The 25,633-nt window shown below is 50.7% G+C and carries 17 protein-coding genes; 10 read left to right on the top strand and 7 right to left on the bottom strand.

Annotated features, from left to right (window positions below):
- The first annotated feature begins 23 nt into the window (after nucleotides 1-23).
- From ACYU87_RS18475 to ACYU87_RS18455, 5 genes are all read left to right on the top strand, one after another.
- A complete protein-coding gene (locus ACYU87_RS18475; protein ID WP_461135560.1) occupies nucleotides 24-3,887 on the top strand; it encodes a hypothetical protein in 3,864 nt (1,287 codons plus the stop codon).
- A gap of 253 nt (nucleotides 3,888-4,140) precedes the next feature.
- The gene (locus ACYU87_RS18470; RefSeq protein ID WP_461135559.1) at nucleotides 4,141-4,884 is read left to right on the top strand and encodes a hypothetical protein; all 744 of its coding nucleotides are present in this window, start codon (nucleotides 4,141-4,143) and stop codon (nucleotides 4,882-4,884) included.
- Nucleotides 4,885-4,971: 87 nt separating this feature from the next.
- Nucleotides 4,972-6,021: a hypothetical protein gene (locus tag ACYU87_RS18465; protein ID WP_461135558.1), complete on the top strand. Its 1,050-nt coding sequence runs from the start codon at nucleotides 4,972-4,974 to the stop codon at nucleotides 6,019-6,021.
- Nucleotides 6,022-6,072: 51 nt separating this feature from the next.
- The gene (locus tag ACYU87_RS18460; protein WP_461135557.1) at nucleotides 6,073-7,128 is read left to right on the top strand and encodes a hypothetical protein; all 1,056 of its coding nucleotides are present in this window, start codon (nucleotides 6,073-6,075) and stop codon (nucleotides 7,126-7,128) included.
- A 99-nt stretch (nucleotides 7,129-7,227) separates the two neighbouring features.
- Nucleotides 7,228-7,674, top strand: coding sequence for a hypothetical protein (locus ACYU87_RS18455; RefSeq protein WP_461135556.1), 447 nt, complete (start codon nucleotides 7,228-7,230; stop codon nucleotides 7,672-7,674).
- Between the two features lie 497 nt (nucleotides 7,675-8,171).
- On the opposite strand, the gene ACYU87_RS18450 is transcribed toward ACYU87_RS18455, so the two are convergent.
- The 5 genes from ACYU87_RS18450 to ACYU87_RS18430 form a co-directional block, all read right to left on the bottom strand.
- Nucleotides 8,172-10,724: an AMP-binding protein gene (locus ACYU87_RS18450; RefSeq protein WP_461135555.1), complete on the bottom strand. Its 2,553-nt coding sequence runs from the start codon at nucleotides 10,722-10,724 to the stop codon at nucleotides 8,172-8,174.
- Nucleotides 10,705-11,472 carry a hypothetical protein gene (locus ACYU87_RS18445; RefSeq protein WP_461135554.1) on the bottom strand — a complete coding sequence of 256 codons (768 nt, stop codon included), beginning with the start codon at nucleotides 11,470-11,472 and terminating at the stop codon, nucleotides 10,705-10,707. The genes ACYU87_RS18450 and ACYU87_RS18445 overlap by 20 nt, the downstream gene beginning before the upstream one ends.
- A gap of 784 nt (nucleotides 11,473-12,256) precedes the next feature.
- Nucleotides 12,257-12,772 (bottom strand): hypothetical protein, encoded by a 516-nt coding sequence (locus ACYU87_RS18440; protein ID WP_461135553.1) that lies wholly within the window; start codon nucleotides 12,770-12,772, stop codon nucleotides 12,257-12,259.
- Nucleotides 12,773-13,001: 229 nt separating this feature from the next.
- A complete protein-coding gene (locus ACYU87_RS18435; protein WP_461135552.1) occupies nucleotides 13,002-15,020 on the bottom strand; it encodes a M13 family metallopeptidase in 2,019 nt (672 codons plus the stop codon).
- 111 nt (nucleotides 15,021-15,131) lie between these two features.
- The gene (locus ACYU87_RS18430; protein ID WP_461135551.1) at nucleotides 15,132-16,709 is read right to left on the bottom strand and encodes a DHA2 family efflux MFS transporter permease subunit; all 1,578 of its coding nucleotides are present in this window, start codon (nucleotides 16,707-16,709) and stop codon (nucleotides 15,132-15,134) included.
- Between the two features lie 240 nt (nucleotides 16,710-16,949).
- Here ACYU87_RS18430 and ACYU87_RS18425 point away from each other — a divergent pair, with 240 nt between their 5' ends.
- Nucleotides 16,950-19,352, top strand: coding sequence for an ABC transporter permease (locus ACYU87_RS18425; protein ID WP_461135550.1), 2,403 nt, complete (start codon nucleotides 16,950-16,952; stop codon nucleotides 19,350-19,352).
- Nucleotides 19,353-19,593: 241 nt separating this feature from the next.
- Here the strand turns inward: ACYU87_RS18425 and ACYU87_RS18420 are convergent, their stop codons facing one another.
- Nucleotides 19,594-20,616, bottom strand: a complete 1,023-nt coding sequence (locus tag ACYU87_RS18420) for an LLM class flavin-dependent oxidoreductase (protein ID WP_461135549.1) — start codon at nucleotides 20,614-20,616, stop codon at nucleotides 19,594-19,596.
- A gap of 446 nt (nucleotides 20,617-21,062) precedes the next feature.
- Here ACYU87_RS18420 and ACYU87_RS18415 point away from each other — a divergent pair, with 446 nt between their 5' ends.
- The 4 genes from ACYU87_RS18415 (at nucleotide 21,063) to ACYU87_RS18400 (ending at nucleotide 24,546) form a co-directional block, all read left to right on the top strand.
- On the top strand, nucleotides 21,063-21,425 hold the full coding sequence (locus ACYU87_RS18415) for a hypothetical protein (RefSeq protein WP_461135548.1): 363 nt from the start codon (nucleotides 21,063-21,065) through the stop codon (nucleotides 21,423-21,425).
- A 198-nt stretch (nucleotides 21,426-21,623) separates the two neighbouring features.
- Nucleotides 21,624-23,246, top strand: a complete 1,623-nt coding sequence (locus ACYU87_RS18410) for an NADP-dependent glyceraldehyde-3-phosphate dehydrogenase (protein ID WP_461135547.1) — start codon at nucleotides 21,624-21,626, stop codon at nucleotides 23,244-23,246.
- A gap of 47 nt (nucleotides 23,247-23,293) precedes the next feature.
- A complete protein-coding gene (locus tag ACYU87_RS18405) occupies nucleotides 23,294-24,298 on the top strand; it encodes an ABC transporter ATP-binding protein (protein ID WP_461135546.1) in 1,005 nt (334 codons plus the stop codon).
- 56 nt (nucleotides 24,299-24,354) lie between these two features.
- Nucleotides 24,355-24,546 carry a hypothetical protein gene (locus ACYU87_RS18400; protein WP_461135545.1) on the top strand — a complete coding sequence of 64 codons (192 nt, stop codon included), beginning with the start codon at nucleotides 24,355-24,357 and terminating at the stop codon, nucleotides 24,544-24,546.
- 88 nt (nucleotides 24,547-24,634) lie between these two features.
- On the opposite strand, the gene ACYU87_RS18395 is transcribed toward ACYU87_RS18400, so the two are convergent.
- Nucleotides 24,635-25,597 carry an AAA family ATPase gene (locus tag ACYU87_RS18395; protein ID WP_461135544.1) on the bottom strand — a complete coding sequence of 321 codons (963 nt, stop codon included), beginning with the start codon at nucleotides 25,595-25,597 and terminating at the stop codon, nucleotides 24,635-24,637.
- Between the last annotated feature and the right edge of the window lie 36 nt (nucleotides 25,598-25,633).

Here is a 25,633-nt window from a genome sequence, read left to right as displayed (position 1 = left end):
GCTAGATCTTTAAAGAATAAGTAATGTACATATCGTTGAAAAGAGGAATAAAAATCGGGCTTATTGTCGCGGCTTGTCTGTTGCTTGCCGTTGGCGCCTGTTACTATGTGTTACTTCTCAACGCAAAGGCCATTGTAAAATATGCCGTTTCGAAACAAACCGCAGATGGCTACGTGATTGACAGCGAAACGATTAGGCTTTCGTTGCTCGATAAAACGATCCGGATCGACAAGCTGGTTTTAACGCGTAGGGATACCGCCAGCATACCAGTTTATTGTGACGTAAAAATTCCGAAGGCGTATCTATCCATTAATTCATGGCGGGAGTTGCTGATTAACAAGCGTGTATCGGTTGATAGCTTGTCGATAGAACATCCTGACATTGTCATTCATGATTATAGAATACCAGAAACGGGCCGTCATCTGACGAGTTTTCATACGGCCATGATTTTGGAAAACCTTCAGCTGGCACTCGATCATTTCCACGCGAAAGCATTCACGATCCGGCATGGCTCGCTAATGCTTTATAAACGGACGAATCCGGTTCCCTTTCATCTGAATGATATAACCGTTATTGTCCGTAACTTTTTAAAAATAGACAATAACGATAAGCATGTATTTGGCTCTGATTACGTAGAGCTGGCTATAGGACGGCAACACTGGCAATTGTCGGATGGTGAAAATAGCCTGAGTTTTACCGGACTTCGTTTTTCGAGTACAACCCAGTTGGTTGAAATCGACTCTGTTTTTTATCGGAAACCGGCGGCCAACGGGCAGGGTGAAACCAGCCTGCGAGCCGATAAGTTTTTTTTTACGTCGAGTCACCTGCCAGCTATTTATCAGAAGGGCAAACTGCAACTCGACACGTTAGTGTGCGTAAGACCCGTGCTAACGTTGCCTATGGAGCGCAACAAGAACCAGTACGCAACCGGTCGAACAAACCTGCAAAGCCTGTTCAACGACATAACGATCCGGCACGCGGCCATAAAAGACGGTGAAGTCATCGTAGCCGGGCAAACCAGTAAGGTATCCCGGGCCGGGACGAAGAAAGCCAACCTCACCATTCAAAACCTTTCGTTCAGGCCCGGTAAACGGCATTCACTGACGGCCGGGAGTATTCGCCTGAATCTGAACAATATCGCCTTTTATTCAAAAGACAGCTTGTTTAAAATAGCGGTCGAATCGTTCGCCCTGTTCAACAAAGACGTTGTTTTCAACCGGGTATCTTATGGTCCGGTAGCGCCCCACGTCGCGGGTAGTCAGCTAACCTTTACCGCGCCCGCTTTGCGGCTGAGAAACATCAGCCTGGAAGATCTTCTCCGAAAACGGCTGATCGCAACGGACGCCGAATTGGTACGGCCCGTTTTAACATTTTCGGGCACGACAAAAGTACCGTTCATCCCCCGCTCCGATACGGCAACCGGATCTCCGCATGCTAAACCGACTATGTACCAGACTCTGCACGGGCTGGCCGAACTGCTACAGGTAGAGACGTTTCGCGTCGTTGATGCGAGCGCTCACTATGCCGTTTCGGTCGGTAAGCCAGTCCGTGTCGATCTGAAAAACCTGAATACGACGATTCGGCTAAGAAAGCTGCTGTTGAGTGATTCACTGGCCGATATGATGCACGCTATGCCAACATTAACGATTGGTCAGGTCCGGGCAGCGACAACCCGCGCAAACGTACTGCTCAGTCAGTATGCCTTCAACGGGAAAAATCGGTACAATCGGTTGGGTAAATTCCACTTGAAAACTGCAAACGGAACAACGCTGAGCGGGGAGAAATTGTCGTGGACTATGGTTCAGAAGATGAACGCAGTGCAGGTCGAACGACTCCAGGTGGGTACAGTAACCATTGATGCCAAAGCGGATAGCTCAATAAAACCGGCCCTCTCCGCACATGGGTTGATGGCATCGGCGGCTACCCCAGTCGTAGAGAAACCCCTTCCCCGCCTTCAAATTGGTCAGCTCGTTATTGGGCAGATACGAATGAACGCGGCTCTACCGAACCAGACGCTGGCGGGTTTTGTGGGTGAAGGTATCCGGGTTGATAAACTAATGACAGACGATCATCACTTGCGATGGATGCAATTCGGCGGAAAACTGACGCATTTCTATTATAATCAAACAGGGGGGAAGCAGATCACAGCCGAAAAACTGGTGCTGAACAGCCAACACAGCACTACCCTGACCAACCTTGCCTACGTCGATAATGGTCCCGGCCGCAGCTTGCGCTTTCTGGTCCCGCAAGCAGCCATCAGAGGGCCACTTTTGTCCACTGATTTTTCGACCATCAAGCTGAGTTCCGTACAACTGGAGCAACCCCAGATAACCATCATTACCGACAACAGTCCCCAACCGATCGGTGCTGCCAATACATTTTCTATTCCGGTTACACTTGGCCTCGATCAACTGAATGTCAATCAGGCAAACGTGACGTTTACGGGCAAAAAGGGAGCTGACTCAACGCACATTCAAACGCGGATGAACATGGTGATTGTTTCTTTACGGGCTCAAAAACACAAGGCCGTTACCTTTGCTTCGGTGCGGGTCAGCCCCATTGACCTGGCGCTGGAAATGCCAACCCTAACGACGACCGTACCGTCGGCTACCATGCAGTTAGCCAATGGGAAACTGGCGACATCTCCGGCGGGGAAGCCTGTATTGACGGCACACCTCACGGCCAGTTGGGTAGTCGACGAGTTGCACCCCCGGCCCTTGGTCAGCCAGGCGAAGAAGCCACTTTCATTTCGGGTACAGGGCATTACGGGTACTGTCGATTTACCCAATTTTTACTGGACAGGGGAGAAAAAAATACCCTGGACGACCTGGGTAAACCACGCGAATGTGACTATCAAAAAACCGTCTGTTAAGAGCGCAACTACCCATGCCGAGGCTGAACAGGTGACGTGGCTGCATGGCCCGTCTCAACTGGAAGTCGAGAACTTTAAGGTTAGTCCCGCCACCAGTAAACAGGAGACTCTGGAGCGATCCCCGTTTCAGAAGGACTACATAATCATGCGTGGACGCAAAGCGCAACTACTTGGTATCCAGACCAACCAATGGTCCAGTGACTCCGCAATGGCCATCCACCACATCATTCTGGACGGTATCGACACCGATGTGTCGCGGGATAAACGATTACCGGTACCTGCGTCAATTCCTCATAGACGGATGCCAACCCGGTTGCTGTCTGGCATTACGTTGCCGTTTCGTGTGGACTCGATCCGCATTATAAATAGTCGGCTAACCTATCATGAAACATCCAAAATAACCAATCAGGTCGGTACGATTCCGTTGACGGAAATCAATGGGGTAGTCAAGAACATCACGAACCGCCCCACCCGGTGGTCGGATAGTTTGTCGTTGCTGGCCAGTACCAAACTGCTGGGCTTGTCCATCAATCAAATGCATTATCGGGAGTCTTACGGCGATTCGCTGTCAGGCTTTCGTATGCTACTCCAAACGTCGGGTATGCACCTGCCGGAACTGACCCAGATCACGAAACCTATGGCTGCTGCGGGTCTGGAGGGCGGGTATCTGGAGCCCGTTTTGGTCCGGATGGCGGGGAACAACTATGCATCGGTGGGTACCATGCGGTTTTTCTATAAAGATTTAAAACTGCGCTTGCTGGGCAAGACAGATGCCCCCCGGAAATCGCTGCTGATTCGCGTTGAAAATTTTGTGATTGGCCACGTTCTACGCAAAAAAAACCAGCAGGAGGCCCCCATTTTCTACAGCCGTGATCAGACGAAATTTGTGTTTGGGTACTGGATCAAATCCATCATGAGCGGTGTGCTGGTCAGCGTGGGGGTAAAAGGAAACAAAGCATACCATGCCAACTACGTGAAATTACGGCAGCAACACACCCTGCCCGACGAGAATTAAATCAACATCAGCCAGCATCGAGCGCAATTAGGGGAAACTGCGTGGCGCCTGAAGTTGTCAACCTGTGGTGTATAACCAGCGTAATAAACCCAGTCCGATTCGTCATTAAGTTGATATTTGTAATAAACGGTAAATATATATACTAAGTAGTTTTATCTATAAGTTATTTGACTACTTTTGGTAATTAAACAGTAAATATAGTAAACTAAAAATCGAACAGTAGCTAGCTGATCACACTGGACGCTCCCCGCTTATGAAACAAATTTATTGGATTTTTATTCTGCTGTGCTTACCCCTGGTGGGCTGCAAACATCCGGACCCAGCTACGCCCGTGATTAATCCGCTCCAGCATCTACAGGACGCCCGTGATCTGCTGGCCCACATCTCTCAGGCCAATACGACTTACCAGCATAGTCCCAGTATTGTCACCTGGAAAACAGCCTCAACCGATTACCAGTCTTACACCGATTGCAGCGGGTTTATCAACGCCCTTTTCCAGCATAGTTACCAGGTCGATAGTCTGTATTTCAAAACATGGATGGGCGTAAAGCGGCCCCATGCCTCCGATTATTATGAGGCTATCGTGAGTGGCAACAAATTCAACCATATCACGCAGATCAGCGATATGCAGCCTGGTGATGTGATTGCCCTGAAGTTTCTGGACCGGTCGCAGCACGAAGAAGATACCGGCCATTGTTTGCTGATGGATGGCGCGCCTATACGCATGCCATCAGCGGATATTCTACTGGCTAACACCGTTCAGTACAGCGTTCGGGTGATGGACTCGACGGGATCTCCTCACAGTGCCGATACCCGGCGCCTATCAGCAACGGAACATTACCCCGGTCTGGGCGAAGGAACTTTCCGCTTCTATGCTGACCTACAAGGTCGACTCGTTGGCTATAGTTGGGGCGTAGGACGGCCGCTGGATGGATTTGATCCCCTCGCTAGTCCGATAGCCGTTGGTCGCCAGACCGCTTTTGGCGCTGGCCAATAAGGTTATAATGCACCTTGTAAAAAAATGAGTCTGCTACGGATTATGGCTCGCTATATCGTTGGCTATCAATCCGAAAACTATCTTTTTATGTCTGTAATCTACTACCGATTAGTACCCTTTCTGCTGCTTTTGTGCATAAGCAGCGCCTGCAAAAAGTCGGCTGATTCACCTTTTGATCCGTTAGCGACAGGCAATCGAACGGAACTTCCTCTGAAGGTCATTTACAGTAAACAGTCCGTTACGCCGGTTATATCGGTAAAGATCAACGGCGTGGACAACGATCTGCTGTTCGACACGGGGTCGTCGGGGATTCGGATTTTGGGGGGAGCCCTGAAGGGCGCTAACGTAAACGTAGACGCAAAACAAGTAACCTATAGGTTGGGTGATTCGAAAAGCAATACCCTCATAAAGGGGCGGCAGGCTAGTGGTACAGTTTCAGTAGGGGAATTAAGTTCAGCTGGTCCTCTACAGCTAATGTTGATCGATACCATCACGCATTCATGGACGAGCCGAGTCACCTCCACGGTAGATTCAGTCGTTGTAAAGGGAGAATTTCGCAATCTGGCAGGACTATTTGGCGTTGACATGCGATACGCGTCAGGATCTACTATAGCCAGCCCACTAGCGCAACTATCGGGCAATCATAGTTATCTGGTTCGTTTCCCTCAATTCGGTCAACCGGTGGGCCAACTCGTTGTCAATCCGACCGCTTCGGATTTGACCGGGTTTACGTTTTTTTCTCTGACTCCGGGGGCTACTCCATTGCCGAATGGCCTCCATAGCTGGGTTACGGATCAGCTTAACGGGATGATGATCATTGATGGACGTCTGATCCAGGCGCACACGATTCTGGACACGGGAAATCCAGCCTCAATGGCATTCGCTCCGAACCTGACGGGTCAGGGAATATTGGCTCCAGGCACTGTCTTGAAGCTAGGAATCGGGTTGCCAGGACGGACAACCACATTGATCGACACGACGTTCCGGGTAACGGAGCAGGTAGCGGGTCGCGATTTGGTATACACTAACGAGTCCACACAGGCGAATGCCTTCCTGTCTTTCGGTACTGATTTCTTCTTTGCTTTTGATGTATACTATGACCAGGAAGGCGGTCGTATTGGTTTTCGAAAAAAATAACGGGAGCCTACCGTCTCTTCATTTACATCGCAATCGAGACCCGTCGTTCTCATGTCTATCATTAATCTTTGGGTATTACCCCTGCTGCTGCTGCTGGGTGTGGGCAGCGCCCGCAAAGAGCAGGTCGATTCACCGCTGGGCTCGTTGGTCGCTGCCAATCGAACGGAACTTCCGCTCAGGTTTAAATACGATACACTGTACAACACCGTTACCCCAATTATATCGGTAAAGGTTAATGGAGTGGCCAGCGATCTTATCTTCGATACGGGTTCATCCGGACTTCGCATACTAAAGGGAGCGCTGAAGGGGGCCAATGTCAAACTGGACGCTAAACGATTGACCTACGGATATGGCTCAGCCATCAGCACGACCTACATCAAAGGACAGGAAGCCAGTGGTACCATTTCGGTGGGTGGACTGAGTTCGGACGGGCTCCTAACTATGATGTTGATCGATACCATCACGCATTCGTCCTCGAATCTGGTAACGCCGACTATGGATTCCGTTGCGCTGAAGAAGGTATTTAACGGGCTGTCGGGGGTATTTGGGGTAGGCATGCGGCACGGACCACGGTCAGATATAGCTAGTCCATTGGCTCAACTACCGGGCAACCACAGCTATCTGATTTATTTTCCCCGCTACGGCCAGTTGGCGGGGAAGCTCGTGGTGAATCCAACGGCTTCAGATTTGACCGGGTTTACGTTCTTTTCGTTAGCGCCAGGACCGAACCTGATGCCAAATGGGCTGAACAGCTGGATTGATAATCGACTCAACGGAATATTGGTCGTTGATGGCCGTCTGATACAGGCAACTGCGATCCTAGATACGGGAAATCCGATTACCCAGGCGTTTGTACCGAACCTGGCCAGCTATGGAAAGCTAGCCAAAGGAACGGTCGTGACGTTAGGAATCGGGTTGCCAGGACAGACAACCCCCTTGGTTGACACGACGTTTCAGGTGACAAGGCAGATAGCAGGTAGAGACCGCATCGTTACGAACGCGTCTACACCGGAAAAAGCTTACCTGGCCTTTGGCACTAACTTCTTCTTCATGTTTGATGTATACTACGATCAGGAAGGAGGACGTATTGGCATTCGGAAAAAATAAACAGTGCCTCTACTGTGTACATCGCGGTTGACGAAAATAGCCGCATAACGCACGTGACTATACCAACTGGGTGGTGCAGTCACGGCTAACGATTACTTCATGAATGAATTCATCCACATCCGGATGATTATAGGCTTTATTCTGAGCCTTACGATCGCCCACTTGTTACGTGGAGTGGCTAAACTCATTGTTCATCCTACCCGGAGCCGACCCTATTGGGTGCATCTCGTGTGGGGTGCCAATGTATTCTTAACGATCATTGATTTTTGGTGGTGGGAATACCGGTTGCGTCAACTGACCGAATGGACATTTCTGTCCTACATGGCCGTGATCATTTACGTCATTCTCTTTTACTTTCTCTGCGCGTTGCTGTTTCCGGAAGACCTGTCTGACTACAAGGGATTCAAGGACTACTACTACGCCCGGCGCACCTGGCTTTTCAGCGTACTGGCGGCCACGTTTTTGATGGATGTTATCGATACGTCATTGAAGGGCGCTAATTATATCAACCACCTGGGCACGGAGTATCCCATCAATACAGGTTGAGTAAAGCCCCATGACCTTGCCATGACGGTCGACGCTGTGTTCTGGTATTTGTCCTTTCGGCAACAGCCGGAACGTTCCCACGTAAATAAAGATTGATCCAGAGACAGGGGGGCAAGCCGCACGAACTACCAAAAGTTTGTTTTACTTGCTTTCCCGGGTTCGGACGGGTACGTTCTTTGGAAGAAAAACAAAGTCATCCTGATGTTGCGTTTGTGGGTTACCGTTACTTACTCGATACGTATCACATTGGATGAAAGAGGTCACAGTTACCAAAGAAAACAACCCCAATATTCTTTGCGTAGATGTGGTACTCATCTGGACTGGTAACATCCCGTAAGCCCTATAGCCGCTGCCTGTCGATTAAACGAGGGGTAGAGTAGTGGAGCTAAGTGCAACTGAAAAGTTAGCCGTTTCGCTCACTTTAATGCGTTGATGAATGACTGTTTGGTAGTATCAAATTGCTCAACACGATCATTTGCCTGCCGGTATAGCTCATCCTAGATCATCTGGGTTAACAAGCCCAGGAGAACCTGAGAAACCTGACCGCTGTTGACTTGATTCAGCAGGTGGTAGTGATTCGTTGCTAACAGGTGCTCTTCCACCCCTTCTTTTGTATAATCCTGCCAGGTATAATCCGGTTTGACGTCGTGCTTGAAAAAAGACGTATCGCTAGCCCGGAACAACACAATAGGCCGCTCAACAGGAGCTTGCACCGATACCTGCTGACTATACCGCTGGGCCGCCAGCTCAACTTTCTGTTGCCAGTTGGTGGAAAGCCGCTCAGGCGATAAACCCGTCAACCGACCCGAGTACCGAGCTAATACCTGATGGAAATTCGTTGACCAACCAAAGGATTCCTGATCTTGAATGACCCGCCGAAGTTTGTGCCAGCTTCGTTTCAAATCCTGCCTGATAACATACGAAAAAGCGTAACGCTTGTACACGGGGGTATCCAACAACACCAGGCGACTTAGCTGATGCCGGGGTAACTGACGATCCAGACGCAGGGCTAACTCGTAGGCCAGAATGCCACCGAATGAGTACCCAATCAATAGATTCGGTGCGTGATTTTTGGTACTACTGACCGCCTGAGCCATCGAATCACACAGCTCATCCAACGACCTTAGATGCCCAGTTGCGGTGAAAGGGGAAAAGTAAAGGCAATATAAATTGGCCTGAGTACTCAGCGTTCTTTCCAGCCATTGGTAAATTCGTTTATCGCCCGACAGGGGGGGAATAAAATACACCTGGGGCCGATCGGCGACAGGGGGATTCAACGAAATACACTGAACGCCCGTTTCTGGCGGAGTGGTTATAAAGGAAACCAGCGCCTGGGGCGTGGAGTAGGAAAAGGCCAATTGCATCGGTAAGGTCCGATCAATGTGTGCTTCGAGCCTGGCCACACAAGCCTCAGCGGTAAGGGAGTCGCCACCTAAATCCCGAAAAAAATCGTCATAGTCCGCAATGGCATCCGGGTATCTTAATTCCTGGGCCCATATTTTTTTGACAGCATCCAGCAAGGGATTTGTACCGGATTGGGGGACGGATGGAACATCAGGCGAGGCAATCGGGTAGTGACGAAGCAGACCAAACCGATCAATTTTGCCGGTCCGGGTGCGGGGTAACTCCGTGACGAACTGATACGTATCAGGAAGCATAAAGGGAGGGAACTGTTCCGCTACCCAACCTTTCAGGCTAACTAAATCCAGTTGGGGGGCTGGCCCTAAAAAAGCTCGAATAACTGGCTGATCAGGTCGAGCCAGATCACACACAACGGCTACCTCACCCATACCAGGGGCGCGGCCAATCCCCTGTTCTAGATCAAGCAAATTAATTTTCTGTCCGTTTTTCTTGATCATAAAGTCGGTGCGGCCACACCAGAATAAATAACCGGCTTCGTCGAGGTAGCCCAGATCGCCCGTTGCGTAGTTTATCAGTCCGTTGGCCTGGATCTGGTAAGACCGTTGACTGGCAATCGGGCTATTCGCGTACTGCTGAGGAATTGCCCTGGCCACAACAACGATTTCACCCACTTCCCCAGCCTCAAGCCAATCACCCGCTTCCGACCGGATGCGAACGGTTCGCCCACTAACGGGTTTACCGACTGAATGGAGGGTATCCGTCCAGACCGTATTGGTTCGTATTTTGTGTTCCGTGATGGTCCGGGTTTCGGTGGTGGCGTAGGCGATCTGAAGAATGGTTTGGTCTCCGAATCGCTGCTGGAACCCCTCAACATCCCGTTGATACACGGGCTCCGCGCCAATTGACAAAAACCGGAGCCGGTCGAGTGTTTTGAAATCAACTGGACTTTTCAGCAACAGCCGAAGCGTACTGACGGCCAGTGTACTGAAACTGATTCGTTCGCGTTGCCAAAAAGAAGGCAGGGATAAGACCCCTTCTTTCCTAAGGTTATGAATAACCAGCGTAGCCCCCGTCAGCAAAGCGGGAAAAACACACGCTAAAGACGCGCTAAATTCGAGCGAGAATAATAAATCGATGCGATCCGCTGGGCCAACCTGGTTATCCGCAATCTGACGATCGGTGTCGGTCAGTACACTCTGGTGGGAATGAATGACCTGTTTGGGTTCGCCCGTGGTTCCCGAGGTTGTGAACAGGCAGAAAGCGGTTGTCGGTTCAATAACCTGCGTGGCCTGGTAAGATCGGACTGGCTGAAGCGTATCGGGCTGAATGAGCCACTGTGAGTCCGGTAATAGCTCTGGATCAACTAAATCTGCGGTAGCAATCAGTGCCCGCGCACCTACGCTTTTCAGAATCTGGTTGATCGTGGGTGCCCGGTCTGGATGAACTGAATAGTAGTAATTACCCGACAGGAGGATACCCAACAGGGCGGCTATATGATCGATAGGGCTGTCGACCAGCACCGGGATACACGTATGAATGAGGTCTAAGTCAGTTAGCCGGCGTGCGTACATGTTGGCCTGTGCAGCCAGTTGCCCGTAGGTTACCCGCCGACTCGTATGACAGATCGCTTCCTGCTGGGCAAATTGTTCACTTAACTGATACCAGCGATCACGAAATCCTGTGCTCATAAATCCAGTAGCTTTTGAGAGGAGCCAGACCCAAGTGGCACATGTTCTGATAACTGATACTATCCTGGTAAGCCCAGGCTGAAATACTTTTTGGCTGGTGTTGCCAACAATACTGCAGACGGCTGATTAAAGCACCGGTATGGTAGCCCTGATGTCGGTAGGGGGGGAGAATGGCCCCGCCAGCCAACAGGAAGTGGTCACCTTCCTGATAAAGCGCGGCAACACCTACGGGTTGCCGATTGACAATAACCCGGTACAGTCGAATAGCCGGGGACGTTAATAATTGCCCAAAGTTGACCGATACTGATTCGGCGTCGGTTCGATCGGATTCGAAGCCAGTCAGGTAGTCCTGGGTGAAGGAGTGTAATGTTGAAGGAGACACGAGTTCCAATTCGGTTAACACATCGGGTTTGTCTACCTGACGGAGCGTATCGGGTGCGTGCAACAGAACCTGCTGACCCTTGCAGACGTACCCCTGCTGCTTCAGAAAGGGGTGGATGGATGCTGAGTCGCCAGTATCTTCAATTAAGAGCCTATAAGGTATATGCTGGTAGAAAGCTTTCGTTTCCTGAACGATCTGTGGAATCTGTTCGGCAACCAGACAAATGCAATAGTTGAAATAATTGACATCGACAAACTGTAAGCACGCATAATGCGTCGTTATATGGGTTCGTATGCGGGCTGAATTTTGAGTTAGGGAAGCGTATTTTGTCAGACGTTCCAGATCATATCGTACAAATAATTCCATTTTGGTATCGTTCACGGCTGCATGAAAAAATAGCCGTGCGTGTTTTTATTGACTAAGTAAGTGCGTTGACTGGTTGCCGATTTAGTTCTGCCAGTATGTCAACACCGATGACCGTTCTTCTTTCAGAATCAGGCCACACGTTTTCAAGTTAAGTGCGGGTAAGCAAACGGAATGGGTAAACGGGCTTTTATCAGCCATACCGTTATTCGTTTCAAACCAACAAAGTCTGTAAACTTACTAAACAATGATTTTTAAATACAAATAGTTGATGGAAAAAACGATTTGGAGTAGAATAATGGAGATTACTATACCGCCTGGGACAAAAGGACACCGACGCGGATTAGACCCGGCGGCAATATACGGTCGAAGAGAAGATTGGTTCCGAAGGTCTACAGGGCGAACCGTCAATGGCCGGAGTTCGTCGGCGAGAAGGGCTCAAGACCAACATGTATGACTGCTGAACTGGGCTGCCAAAGCCGTGAGGATTTCCTGGAAGCCGGGGAAAAGGGCGATTGGCAGGTAATACTATCCGAGAAGCCACTGCCCCGACGTGCAGCTTAATGAAGGAGGTTAACGTCGTCAACTAATTGCCTGCTACCTATCATCCGCGTTTGGATCGAGCAGTTGCAGCAGTCGATAACCGATTGCGAAGTAGTAAATGATGCAGGTGTTGATGAGCGTACGCATGACTAAGATTCGCTTAAGTAAAACAGAAATGACAACAACGCATTTTACCAGGATTGACGGAGAACTATCGGCGTAGAATTGCTGGCTAGCCGGTTTATCATTGGTTGATTAACTTGTCTGACTTGATATCGCAGTAGTTGGCATAAATGACACAATTGATGATGTCCTGCGCCCGTTGTGACTGCGCAGTCGTGAGCGATCGTTCCTGACCAGCTAATTTGATGCTGCTGATTTTCTTTTCCTGAAACTGCTCTATTTCACTTTCTGTCAGCTTGATCTTACATTGATTCATGGGGGCTGTTTCTCCGAAAGTCGCCCTCACTTTGGTTTCGGGCCACTCTAATACGGTTCCATCCTTAAAAAAGATGGATGCTCCCTGTTGATCGGTTAAAGAGCCACCCAAGGCGTACAGGTGTATGTAGAATTGAGTTACGCCCTTTTCTGTCACCTGTTTGTATTGAACAGGCTCTGTCCAGATAGAGCCAGCACTCGTACTTTTGATAACGACTCTGTTCCCTTGTTTTTCGGCGTGTCTAACAACCTGGTTGCACTGGGCAAAGCCAGTTTCGAATAGGAGACCGACTAATGATAGAGAATAGACTAGTTCATTCATGATTGGTAAGGACTTAAAAGGCATGCAATAGTAAACTAAATGTTAATGATGTAGCTTAATATTTACTTAGTGGCGCGACGCTACGGATGATTTGTCAATCCTGAGTAAATGGCCCAATCACCTAAAACCCGTTAAAAAAAAGTAAGCCCCGTCGTGATGGCGGGGCTTGGAGTGTCGCTTCTTTTTATCGATGCGGGGTCGGGCGAGTACGAATGCTTTGTCCGGAACGTTACCAGACGGTTATCCTTTTCGGTTCAGGTTTATACATTTTGTCGCCGGGCTGCACACTGAAGGCGTTGTAAAAGGGCGTGAAGTTCATCAACGGGCCGTTTACCCGCCACTTGGCTGGAGAGTGCGGATTGGTGTTTACGTACATGCCCATGTACGCATTCCGGGTTTTTACCCGCCAGATTCTGGCTATCGAAATAAAGAACCGTTGATCGGGGGTAAATCCATCTAGTTTTTCCAGACTTTTTCCTTGCTCGGTTAACTTGAAGGCGTCATACGCAATGGCTACCCCGGCAATATCGGCGGTGTTTTCGCCTACTGTTAAGGCTCCTTTGACGTGTACCGAATCCAGTACGGTGAACGAATCGTACTGGTTGATGACCTGCTGGGTTCTGGCTTTGAACTTGGCATAGTCTGCTTTGGTCCACCAGTTGGTCACGTTGCCGTCCTTATCATACTGAGCCCCCTGATCATCGAACGAGTGGGTTATTTCGTGACCGATTACCATGCCGATACCGCCGTAATTGAGGGCATCATCGGCGTTTATGTCGAAGTAAGGAGACTGTAGTATGCCCGCCGGAAAAACGATTTCATTCAGCGGAGGATTGTTGTACGCTGTCACCGTGGGTGGGGTAGTATGCCATTCTGCCCGGTCGACCCGCTGGCCTACTTTTGCCAGGTTGTAGCTATACTCGTTTTTAGTCGCTGCCAGCCGGTTTTCAAAATAACCGCCCCTGCTTACGGCCACCGTCGAGTAATCCCGCCATTTATCGGGGTAGCCAATTTTCTGATTGAAGGCATACAGTTTTTCTTTGGCCTTTGCCTTCGTGGAATCGCTCATCCAGTCCAGTTTATTGATGCGGGCTTCGAAGGCGGTCTTTAGATTGTCGACCAGGGCCGCTATTCGTTTTCTGGCTGTTTCAGGAAAGTATTTTTTTACGTACAATTGGGCTAACGCATCGCCCAGGGATCTGTCGACGGCTTGTGTCATTTCTTCCGCCCGCGTTTTCTTGACGGCTTGTCCGGTCAGGGTTTTTGCATAGGCAAAAGACGCATCGGCAAACGGTTGACTTAAAAAATCAGCATAGTTGGTCAGTGCTTGGGCTTTTAAATAAACGGTCCAGTTCTGGATGGGAACGGAAGCCAGCATGGTGTTCAACTTGTCATAATAAGCCGGTTGACCTACATTAACGGAATCTGTTTTCACGCCCAGATCGGTTAATAACGTGGGCCAGTTCAGGGTAGGCTGCTTTTTTGACAAGTCTCTGACTGACAACTTATTATAGTTTGTCTTTACGTCCCTGAGCTCAATATTGGTACGGTGAGATTCAGCCAGTTGCTTTTCAATGTCGTAGGCAATGGTTGCGTTCTTCTTTGCCGCGGAGGGTTCTGTGCCGATCAGTTCAAATAAGCGGGTCAGGTAGGTTTTGTAGGCTTTCTGAAGGGAGATGGTTGAAGAATCCGTTTTAAAATAATACGCCCGTTCGGGTAAGCCAATGCCGGTTTGAGAAAACTGCGCAATGTTGACCGTACTCTGTTTGTCATCGGGCCCAACATAAAAACCAATAATGGAATTGTTGCCTGTTTTTTGTTCGTCAGCCACTAGTTTTACTAACGAAGGAATATCCGTCACCGCATCAATGCGGGCGAGCAGCGGTTTAATCGGCTCATAGCCGCGTTTGTTGATGGCGGCCGTATCCATACCTGAGGCATAAAAGTCGCCTACCTTTTGTTCGATGCTCCCGGCTGAATGCTGGCGTGTCGAAACGCTGTCCAGAATCGCCTGGAGCCGGATGCGCTGGGGATAGTTCAAAAAAGAGTAAGACCCTACGCCGGTTTGACTGGCCGGTATCTGGACCGTGTCGTTCCAAATGCCATTGGCGTACGTGAAAAAATCATCGCCTGGTTTTTTAGACGGGTCAACTCCCGTCAGGATTACGCGTTTGGTTGTCGGAACCGAAACGCGCTGACAAGCTCCGGCCAGTAGCAGAAGTAGCGAAAAATAGACTATTCGTTGCATAGTTTGTATTAAGTAGGGATTGATCAACGGGCACCGACCAATGTATAGGAAAACAACCAACGAATCAATCTAAACAGGTAGCGGGGTACCAGAATGAGCTGTTTTCCGGCCTTAGTGAGCTTCCGACATGGCCTTGGCGGCCAGGGCTATCTCCGCTGCTGATTTCTTTTTCGTGCGCAGAAAGTAAACCAGGGGTAGAATGATCAGAAAGAAAATACCCACGAGCCGGAACGTGTCCAGATACGCCAGCAGGTAAGCCTGTCGATCTACCGTCAGGTCAAGAATTTTGTACGCCCGCTGGCTCGCCCCACCCAACAGGTTAAGCCGCTCCGTGAGCAGTGGGTTAGAGGGGTCAAGGTTGCTGACCAGGTCGTAGCGGTGCTGGGCATAATCCCGGGTGACAAACGTGTTGGCCAGGGCAATGCCGAAGGCTCCACCCAATTGCCGAATCATGTTGTTGAGAGCGATAGCCGACGGGAAGTCCTGGGGTGGCAAGCCGGCAACGGCCTGATTAATAAGTGGCAATTGAAGCATTGTTACGGCGAAGACGCGCATCATCTGCGCCCAGAAAAAGTCCCACTGGTTGGCCTGTCCGTTCAGGGTGCCGCTATAAAAACCGAATACCACAAAAATGCACATGCCCGTGATGATAAAGGGCAGGGGAGATGCGCCCGTCGAAAGTCGTTTGCCAATCAGGGGAAACAGGGGGATACCCACCAGAGTAGGCCAGAGCAGGGAAAGCCCCGTCATGGTGGGCGTGAACCCGTTGATACGCTGCACCAGCACGGGATAAACGAAGACGGACGTAAAGAGCCCCAGACCGGCCACAAAGCTGAAAATAGTGGTTACCCCCAGCGTCCCCTTGCCCAAAACGCGTAAGTTGACAACCGGGTGGTCGGTCGTCAGTTGCCGCCAGATGAAGCCTGCCAGGCCGCCGATGGCCGTTATGGTCAGGATCACAATGGTGCGCGACTCAAACCAGTCGTCGGATTGGCCTTTCTCCAGCACGTATTGCAACGATCCAACCCCGATACTTAACAGTAATATGCCTGCATAATCAATCTTGATCTGGCTTTTGCGGGTGCCTTCGCCGGGTTTCTTAGCGATGTAAAGCAAGGTAAGAATGGTGGCTATGATCCCAATGGGTACGTTAACGTAAAAAATGTACGACCAATGGTAGTTATCCACAATGACACCCCCCAAAAACGGCCCCAGCGTTGGCCCCAGGATGATTCCCATACCAAAAATACCGGAAGCTACCCCTCGTTTAGCCGGTGGGAAAGCGTCGAAGATAATGCCCTGCGAGGTAGACAGCAAGGCACCGCCCCCCATACCCTGGATAAACCGCCAGAAGACCAGCTGCCACAAACTCGTTGAGCTGGCGCAGAAATAGGAAGCAATTGTGAAGAGAATAATCGACGCCACGTAATACTTTTTGCGCCCAAAATAATCGGCCAGAAAACCCGTCATGGGAATGATAATGACGTTGGCGATGGCGTAGGACGTGACGACCCAGGCAACATCTTCGATGGTAGCGCCTAAGGCACCGGCAATTTCATTGAGCGCTACGTTGACGATGGTAACATCGATAAGCTCCATAACGGCGGCCGAGATGGCCGTAACGACAATAATCACTCGAACCAACCCGGTTGGAATGGCGGGTGAGCTGACAGGAAGGGCAGCTTGCATGAACGTATCAGTAGACAATGATAGTCGCAAAACGCAAGGATAGTCAATTTGGTTTACTATGTGTCGTGAAAATTTAAGTCAGATGGCAGGAGTGAAAGCGCCAGATGAAAACAACTGAAAAGTACGAAAGCGTTTCCGGGATAAACCATTATAGTACTATTATTTGTATATATAATTTTCTTATATATTTTTGTTCCAGTTAGTCCTATCTGAAAACGAGCTCATCTTATTACGTTTCCCATGGTTATTCATTTACTCACCGTGGCTAAGCGCCACCTGCGGCAGTACTGGCATATCAACTTAATTAGCCTGATAGGGCTGGCCGTTGGCTTGACCAGTGGCCTGATCATTTTTCTGGTGGTCAATTACATGTTCAGCTTTGACCGCTACCACCCGCACTTGAATCGGACGTATTGGCTTGTTACTGACGTCAGAGGGGAACGAACAATGCCCACAGATGCTGCCCCCCGTCCGCTGGCCCAGGTGCTCCGGCGCGACTACGCGTTTGTGGAAAGTGCGGTTCGTCTGGAGACCTTTTTTGGCCGCGCTCTGAGCGTCTCGAACGGAAAAGGCGGCTGGGTCAAAAAGTTTGCCGAAGCCCGTAACGTCTGCTTCACCGAGCCTCAGTACTTTGGCATATTCGGCGTGGAGTGGGTGCTTGGTAACCCCAAAACAGCCCTGGCGGCTCCCAATACGATTGTGCTCAGTGAACGTTACGCCCGTAAGTACTTCGATGCGGCACCCGCCATGGGGCGAACCCTACGGTTAGATAACAAAGTAGACCTGACGGTTACGGGTATTGTGAAAGACCCGCCGGCCAACACCCAGATGCGCTTCGATGCGTTTGTTTCCTACGCCACCATTCCGGTGCTCGAAGGACCCACCGCCCTGGCCGATTGGCAAGGCCTGCAAGCGATGTGCTTTGTCCAGTTGCGGGACGGAACCGATCCCAACCGGCTCCGGCAAAGTTTGCCCATTATCCGGCGGAAGTACCTATCTCCCAAGGAGGTTGCCCATTTTGAGTATCAGATGCTGCCGCTGGCTGAACTCAATCATGAGCGTAGTGGTATGGCTCCCCGGCCTATTCTCTATGCACTCATTGGCGTAGGCATACTTCTGGTAATGGCGGGTTGTATCAACTTTATCAATCTGGCCACTGCCCGGGCGCTCAAACGAGCGCGGGAAGTCGGGGTTCGCAAAGTGATGGGCAGCACGCAGGGGCAGCTTATCGCCCAGTTCATGCTGGAAACGGCCATACTGGTCATCCTGTCGATGTTTGTTGCACTTCTGTTTACGCAACTGAGTTTGCCGTTTGTCAATCAGACCCTGGCCGCTAACGTCAGTATGCTACAGCCCAAACTCTCCATCATAGATGTGGTTCAGCCCCGGGCCATAGGCTGGTTTATAAGCCTGCTCGTCGGGGTTATTCTGCTCTCAGGTCTGTACCCAGCGTTCGTTCTCGCTCGTTTCAACCCAATTAGCGCCTTGACTAGCCAACTCACAACGCGACTGAAAGGGAGACTAACGGTTCGACAGGGGCTGGTTTGGGGCCAATTCGTGTTGATGCAGTTTTTTATCCTGAGTGTGCTGGTCATTACCGCGCAGATTCGGCATATGCAGCAAGCCTCCTGGGGTTTTCACTATGAATCGATCGTAGCCGTTTTTCTACCTCAGCAGAGTCCTGCTCCTCTTTCGACCCTCGGGGAACAGTGGCGTCAAATTCCGGGTGTCGAACAAGTAACTTTCGGCAGTGACATACCCGCGTCCCCCTATGACCGCCCCAGTTCGTTCAGCTACCACAAGGCCACCGAGCCCGAAGCATTTGAGACGCGGTTACGGGCAATTGATGCGTACTACCTGTCGGTTTTCGGTATGTCGTTGGTGGCGGGTCGAAACGTTCGAACCACCGACACGACTGGACAGGATGTTCTGGTGAACGAAACGATGGTGAAGCGGCTGGGCGTTTCCTCGCCAGCGGCCGTGCTGGGAAAACCAATTCGGGTAAACAATGCGGATCGGATCATTGTCGGAGTCGTACGGGATTTTCGCAGTGGCGATTTGCACCAGCCTATTCTCCCTGTCACGCTTATCCACGACATTCCGCACAGCCGGGTGGCGATGATTCAGTTAGCCCCAACGTCCAACGATCAGACCCGTTTGGGCATTCAGCAGGTCTGGGACAAAGTACTCCCCGATCAGGTCTATCATGCGGAAGACGTGTCTGATCTGATGCAAAGTTTTATGAAAATTGAACGGTTGCTGGCGGGACTTATGCAGTTCTTCGCGTTAGTTGCCATCGGGCTGGGTTGCCTGGGTTTGTACGGGCTGGTTACGTTCCTGAGCGAAGCCAAAGCGAAAGAAATTGGCGTTCGTCGTGTACTGGGCGCTCGGACGGAACAGCTTCTGTGGCTGTTAGGCCGTGAATTCGGCAAATCATTGGGTCTGAGTTTTCTGGTAGCAGCCCCGCTGGGCGTCTGGCTGCTGTCTGGGTGGTTACAGCAGTATACCTATCGAATATCTATAAATGGGTGGCTGCTGGCGGGTACGCTTACCATAACCGCCCTGATCACCGCTCTAACCGTCGTACATCAGGCGCTAAAAGCGGCTCGTTCCAATCCGGTTCATTACCTGAAAAACGAATAAGCAAATCTCAGGCTGTCGGGCCGCTCAGGCGGTGGCGTTTCGTGTCGTCTCGCCATGACCGAATCAAACCAGCTAGAGTCGACTGCAAAGCGGTCCGGATTCAGTTGCTATCAAACGATAACGCGATGGTATTGCTTTGCCCGAAAGTAGACTAAAACCTCTCTGGTGGGGCACCGGACTGCCAGCCCGCAGCTTCTTTCCGGTTTCCCACCCGAGCGTTGAAGTCTTGTTTTGCCAATACTCAACGCAGCAGTGGAGCCACGCGCGTGCCGAGCAACTCGATTGTCTGCATAATTCTGTCGTGTGGTAAGGCCGTCACATCCAGTTGAAACGTTACCCTCGATATACCGCCCAGCGCCTGGCTATGCCGCTGTATCTTCGCAGCAACGTCTTCGGGGTTGCCAATCAGCAAGGCGCCCAACGGACCAAGCTGGGCATCGAACTGGGCACGGGTTACGGGCGATCCACCACGCTCCTGTGAGCGTTTGTTGAACGTACGGGCGTAACCTGGATAAGCTTCATCGGCGGCTCTCTGGGTGGTTTCTGCTACGTAGCCCAGCGAATGCAGCCCTACCTGTAACTGCTCTGGTGAATGGCCCGCCCGCCGACCCGCTTCCCGGTATAAATCCACAAGGGGCCGGAAACGGTGGGTATCTCCCCCAATGATGGCGACCATAAGCGGCAGGCCCAGCGTGCCGGCCCGCACAAACGAAGCGGGGGTGCCTCCCACGCCCAGCCAGATAGGCAGGGGGCTTTGCATTGGTCTGGGGTAAATTCCCTGGCCTGTGAGGGCGGGGCGGAAGTTGCCGGACCAGCGGACATGCTCATTGTCTCGAACAGTGAGCAACAGATCAAGCTTTTCCGCAAACAGCGCATCGTAATCGTTGAGGTCAAACCCGAACAGGGGAAATGCCTCGATGGAAGAACCCCGGCCTACCACCATTTCTGCCCGGCCCTGCGAAATAAGATCGAGCGTTGAAAATTCCTGAAAGACCCGCACCGGGTCGGCTGCGCTGAGTACCGTTACCGCGCTGGTTAATCGAATACGCCTGGTTCGGGCTGCGGCTGCGGCCAGAATAACGACCGGAGCGGAATCAAGATATTCCGGCCGATGATGCTCGCCAATACCGAACACGTCCAGCCCAATCTGATCGGCCAGATCAATGCGGTCAAGCAACTGACTAATTGCTTCTCTGCCGCTGATGGTGGTACTGGTACCATTCTCCAGCAGGTTCGAGGCAAAACTATCTATGCCAATTTCCATACTCTTTTCAAGTTTCGTGTAATCGTGATGTCCGCTGAGGGGCATCTGACAAATGCCAGATTACCCAACCTCAAAACTCGGAAAAGGCGATTCCGGTTGCACATCGGCAGTTGAATTACGATTGTATGTGCTAGTACAGAGGTATGTACGCAAACAAGCTAGTCGTAAACGACCGAGGTATAGCCTAATTACTGTTTTTAAAAATTTTGGATTGGTAACAAAAATTCATACTTTGTTACGAGTAACTCAATTTGATAATACTTGTTTCGTCGTCTATGGCCCAATATTTGCTATTTTTTGAGTAGTTATGACAGAATTTTGTTGAAATCTGACCAATAAATTCATAATAACTTTGATGTGAAAATTATATGTTACCAATTAGTAAATAAAGTTTGTATTGGACGGACTATCTGTAATTTTTGTGCGCATTAAACTAGCTGACTTGTATGTTTCTATCATTTACCGTAATTGATGAATTAGGCCAGATTCGGGACTTTTCCTGGTGGTTTGCTAGCCTGGAGTTTGCTTTGGATGTAATGAGTTCGCTTTCCGTGAAAGGTAAAAAAATTATACGGGCCGAACTTATCGATCATGAACACCTCACTCAACTACCTATAGATGGTTTTGACGGAACGTCCATGTCAGAACCCATTAAGCAACTGGAGAACGAATGGCAGCAACTCCTTAAAGCGCCCGCCAATCCGCGGACTACGCCGGCGGAACCCAATGCGGTATCCACGGATGATGTGTATCGGCCACCCTTCGACGAACGGGCCTGGGCCATGTCGACCGTCAAATTTGAAGACTAATCGGAATGTATCGTTAAGGGAGTGAAAAGCACGTTCAGTAGTGGGAAAAGTACCAGACAATCTTATAAAAACGAACAGGACGACCCAATTGGCTGATTCTCTCTGAGAGTCGGCCAATTTTGTTTTTGGCCGGGTTGGAATTCGCCGGACGAATGGCGACGTTTGCCAGCGTTTCTTTTCAAATCTGTTTCTTTTACGATGAACACCCAGGAACTTAGTCAACTTTTTCCGACGGAAGATCAGATTCCATCCGACTACCGTATCGAACCCATTCACCAGCGTGAATACCTGCTCAACGGCGAGATGCGCTCGTGGAATGGCCCCGTTTCCGAGGTTTATTCGCCAGTTTGCATTCCGGGCGCTGATGGCCAGCTGGAACGCAAACTGGTGGGTAGCTTTCCGGTTACCGGACCCGACGAAGCGCTTGAAGCATTGAATGCAGCTGTTAATGCGTATGACAACGGCCGGGGTGAGTGGCCGCAAATGCCAGTCGCCAGACGAATTCAGTGCATGGAGACATTCGTTGGCAAAATGCTGGAGCAGAAGAAGCTGGTCGTTAACCTGATCATGTGGGAGATTGGGAAAAACCTGGCCGATTCGACCAAGGAGTTCGACCGGACCGTAACATATATTTACGATACCATCGATACACTTAAAACGATGGATCGGAATTCGTCCCGGTTCCGCATCGAAGAAGGCATCATCGGCCAGATCCGCCGGTCGCCGTTGGGGGTTGTGCTGGCTATGGGTCCGTTCAACTACCCGTTGAATGAAACCTACACAACGCTGATTCCGGCCATTCTAATGGGGAATACCATTCTGTTCAAGACTCCTAAACATGGTTCGTTGCTGCACTATCCACTGCTCGAAGCGTTTCGCACCAGCTTCCCCAAAGGCGTTGTCAATTCGCTCTACGGCCGGGGTGCCAATGTGATTCCGCCTGTTATGCACTCGGGAAAAGTAAACGTGCTGACCCTGATTGGTTCCAGTCGGGTGGCCGATGAACTTCAGCGGCAACACCCGAAACTGAACCGGCTTCGATCCATTATGAGTCTGGATGCCAAGAACGCAGCCATTATTTTGCCCGATGCCGATCTGGACGTAGCCGTTAAAGAGTGCTTGCTGGGATCGCTGTCGTTTAATGGTCAGCGGTGTACGGCCATAAAAATTATCTGGGTTCACCGCTCTATTGCCGATGAGTTCCTGAAACGGTTTGGCGCCGAAGTAAGTAAACTGAAGCCGGGTATGCCCTGGAGCGATGGGGTGCAGATCACACCACTCCCGGAGCCAAGCAAACCCGACTATCTGGCCGATTGTATCCAGGATGCGGAAGCGCATGGTGCCGCCATCGTGAATGAGGGTGGGGGTGAGGTATCCGCGTCGCTGTTCAGACCGGCGGTTGTGTATCCGGTTAAGGAGGGTATGAAGCTGTACCGGGAAGAGCAGTTCGGGCCGATTGTTCCGGTTGTTCCCTACGATGATGTGGAAGAATTTATCGACTACCTCATCACGGACGACCACGGTATGCAGGCCAGTATTTTTGGTACGGACACCGAAAAAATTGCCCGGCTTATTGACCCCTTGGTCAATCTGGTGAGCCGGGTCAATATCAATGCGCAATGCCAGCGGGGGCCGGATACGTTTCCTTTCACCGGGCGGAAAGACTCGGCCGAAGGTACTTTGTCGGTTGAAGATGCACTCCGTTCATTTTCCATTCGGTCGGCGGTAGCCACGAAAGATACGCCAGCCAATAAAGAAATTCTGAATGACATTGTTGGGAATCATAAGTCCGAATTTCTGAGTACCAACTTTATTTTTTAACGGCTAGCCAGAACCTATAAGGTCTTCCGGGCCTTATAGGTTTACTTATGCTCACTGCCACCAAACTTACCAAAGCGTACAACGACGCGCCCGCCGTACGGCACGTTTCTTTACATCTCGAACCGGGCCGGATCATGGCACTTGTTGGTGCCAGTGGCTCAGGTAAAAGTACGCTGCTTAGCTTGCTGGCCGGGCTGACCGATGCGGATACGGGTGATGTTACGCTGAACGGCGAACGGGTAATGGGACCCGCTGAGGTCTTGGTGGCCGGACACAAAGACATTCGGCTGGTACACCAGGAGTACCAGCTCATGCCGAATATATCGGTGCGGGAGAACATCAGTTACGCCCTCCGGTTCTTTGAGAAAAGTTACCGCAATTATCGGGTTGATGAACTGCTGAGACTGTGTCGACTAACGGAGGTTCAGAGCCGGTTGCCCCGGCAGGTATCAGGGGGCGAAAAACAGCGTACGGCCATTGCCCGTGCCATTGCGGATAAACCAGCCGTCTTGCTGCTGGACGAACCGTTCAGTCACCTCGATTTACCCAATCGGCTCATTGTCCGTGACCTGCTGTTCGATATGGTTCGTCAGACGGATGATGGGTCTTCCCCGACATCCTGTTTACTGGTTACCCATGACGCCACGGATGCTCTGTCCATTGCGGATTTGCTGGGTATTATGCGGGATGGTAAGCTGATACAACTGGGAACTCCAGTGGCGGTGTATAAACAGCCCGAAACGGCTTATTCCGCCCGCATGACGGGGCCGGTCAATATTTTAAAAGCAAAGCACTTACCGCTGCTTAACTTACCCCAAGGCGATAATTCTAATGAATTGATTTGCCTCCGCCCCGAGCAGATTTCTCTGCATGAAGGAGGAGCCCGCGGACTTCTTCGGGCGCTGTTTTTCAAGGGGAGTCACTACGAAGCCGAAGTCGAATTGTCGCGTTATGTGTGCCTGCGCTTGCTGACCACCCGCGCCGATTTACAGGTCGGACAGTCGGTTGGTGTCCGGGTGGAGCCGGAATCGGTGTGGCGTTTGAAACCCTGAATGTAAACCGGATGGTTGCTATTGAGTTGTATGAAAAACGAAACCAACAACGCATTATGGAAAATCAACAACCCGACAAGAACAACGAAGAAACCTGGGATACCGGACAGCAAGACCTCAAAGAAGGACGCTTGGTTAGTAAGGAAACCGACAATGTAGATGCTTCAGGTGTAGATGACCACTCGACCGGTATGGGCGAGGATGACTTTTTGGGCAAGACCAACCTGGAAGGCAAAGACGACGAATAAGCTGATTCCTATACACGGAACGGGGGCACAAATAAAACGGGCCACCTTTACTAAAAGGTGGCCCGTTTGCTATTTTTATCCGGCTACTTTAGAGTAGTCGCTTAATCAACTGCTCTACTGAAATACCTTCCGCTTCGGCTTTGAAGTTACGCACAACCCGATGCCGTAAAATAGGCAGCGCTACCGCCCGAACATCTTCGATGTCAGGGGAATATTTGCCCGATAATAAGGCATTGCACTTGGCCGCCAGAATCAGCGATTGTGAGGCTCGTGGTCCCGCCCCCCATTCGAGGTAGGAGTTGGCATCAGCAGCTGCTTTCTCGGTATTGGGCCGGGTCTTGTGCACAAGCGAAACGGCGTATTCAATTACGTTGTCGACTACGGGTACCCGACGCACCAACTGCTGAAACTCCCGGATTTCTTCGCCGGTAATGACCCGTTGCACATCATACCGCTTGTCCGAGGTGGTGTTCTTAACAATGTCTACCTCCGATTGGTATGAAGGGTAATCCAGGTAGATATTGAACATAAACCGGTCCAGCTGGGCTTCGGGCAGGGGGTAAGTACCTTCCTGCTCGATAGGGTTTTGGGTCGCCAGCACAAAGAAAGGCCGACCTAAACCGTATTTCTGACCGGCAATCGTTACAGAATATTCCTGCATCGCTTCGAGCAGAGCCGATTGCGTTTTGGGAGGAGTCCGGTTGATTTCATCGGCCAGGATGATGTTGGCGAAAATGGGGCCTCTGATAAATTTGAAATTGCGTTCCTGATCCAGCGTTTCGGAACCAAGAATATCGGAAGGCATCAAATCCGGCGTGAACTGAATCCGGTTAAAGTCAAGATCCAGAGCACCCGCAATGGTTTGGATCAGCAGCGTTTTCGCCAGCCCCGGTACACCGACCAACAGGCAGTGACCCTGACAAAAGATGGCGGTCAGTAACAACCGAACCGTTTCATCCTGACCAATAACGACTTTCGAAATTTCAGTTTTTAATTTCTGATAGGAAACTGTAAGGGCTTCGGCAGCCGCAACATCCGATGAATAGGGCACAGTATTCTAATTAGGAATGAGAAATGAAGAACGTAC

Source organism: Spirosoma lituiforme, assembly GCF_054776635.1.
This window is presented reverse-complemented; position numbering and strand designations above follow the sequence as displayed.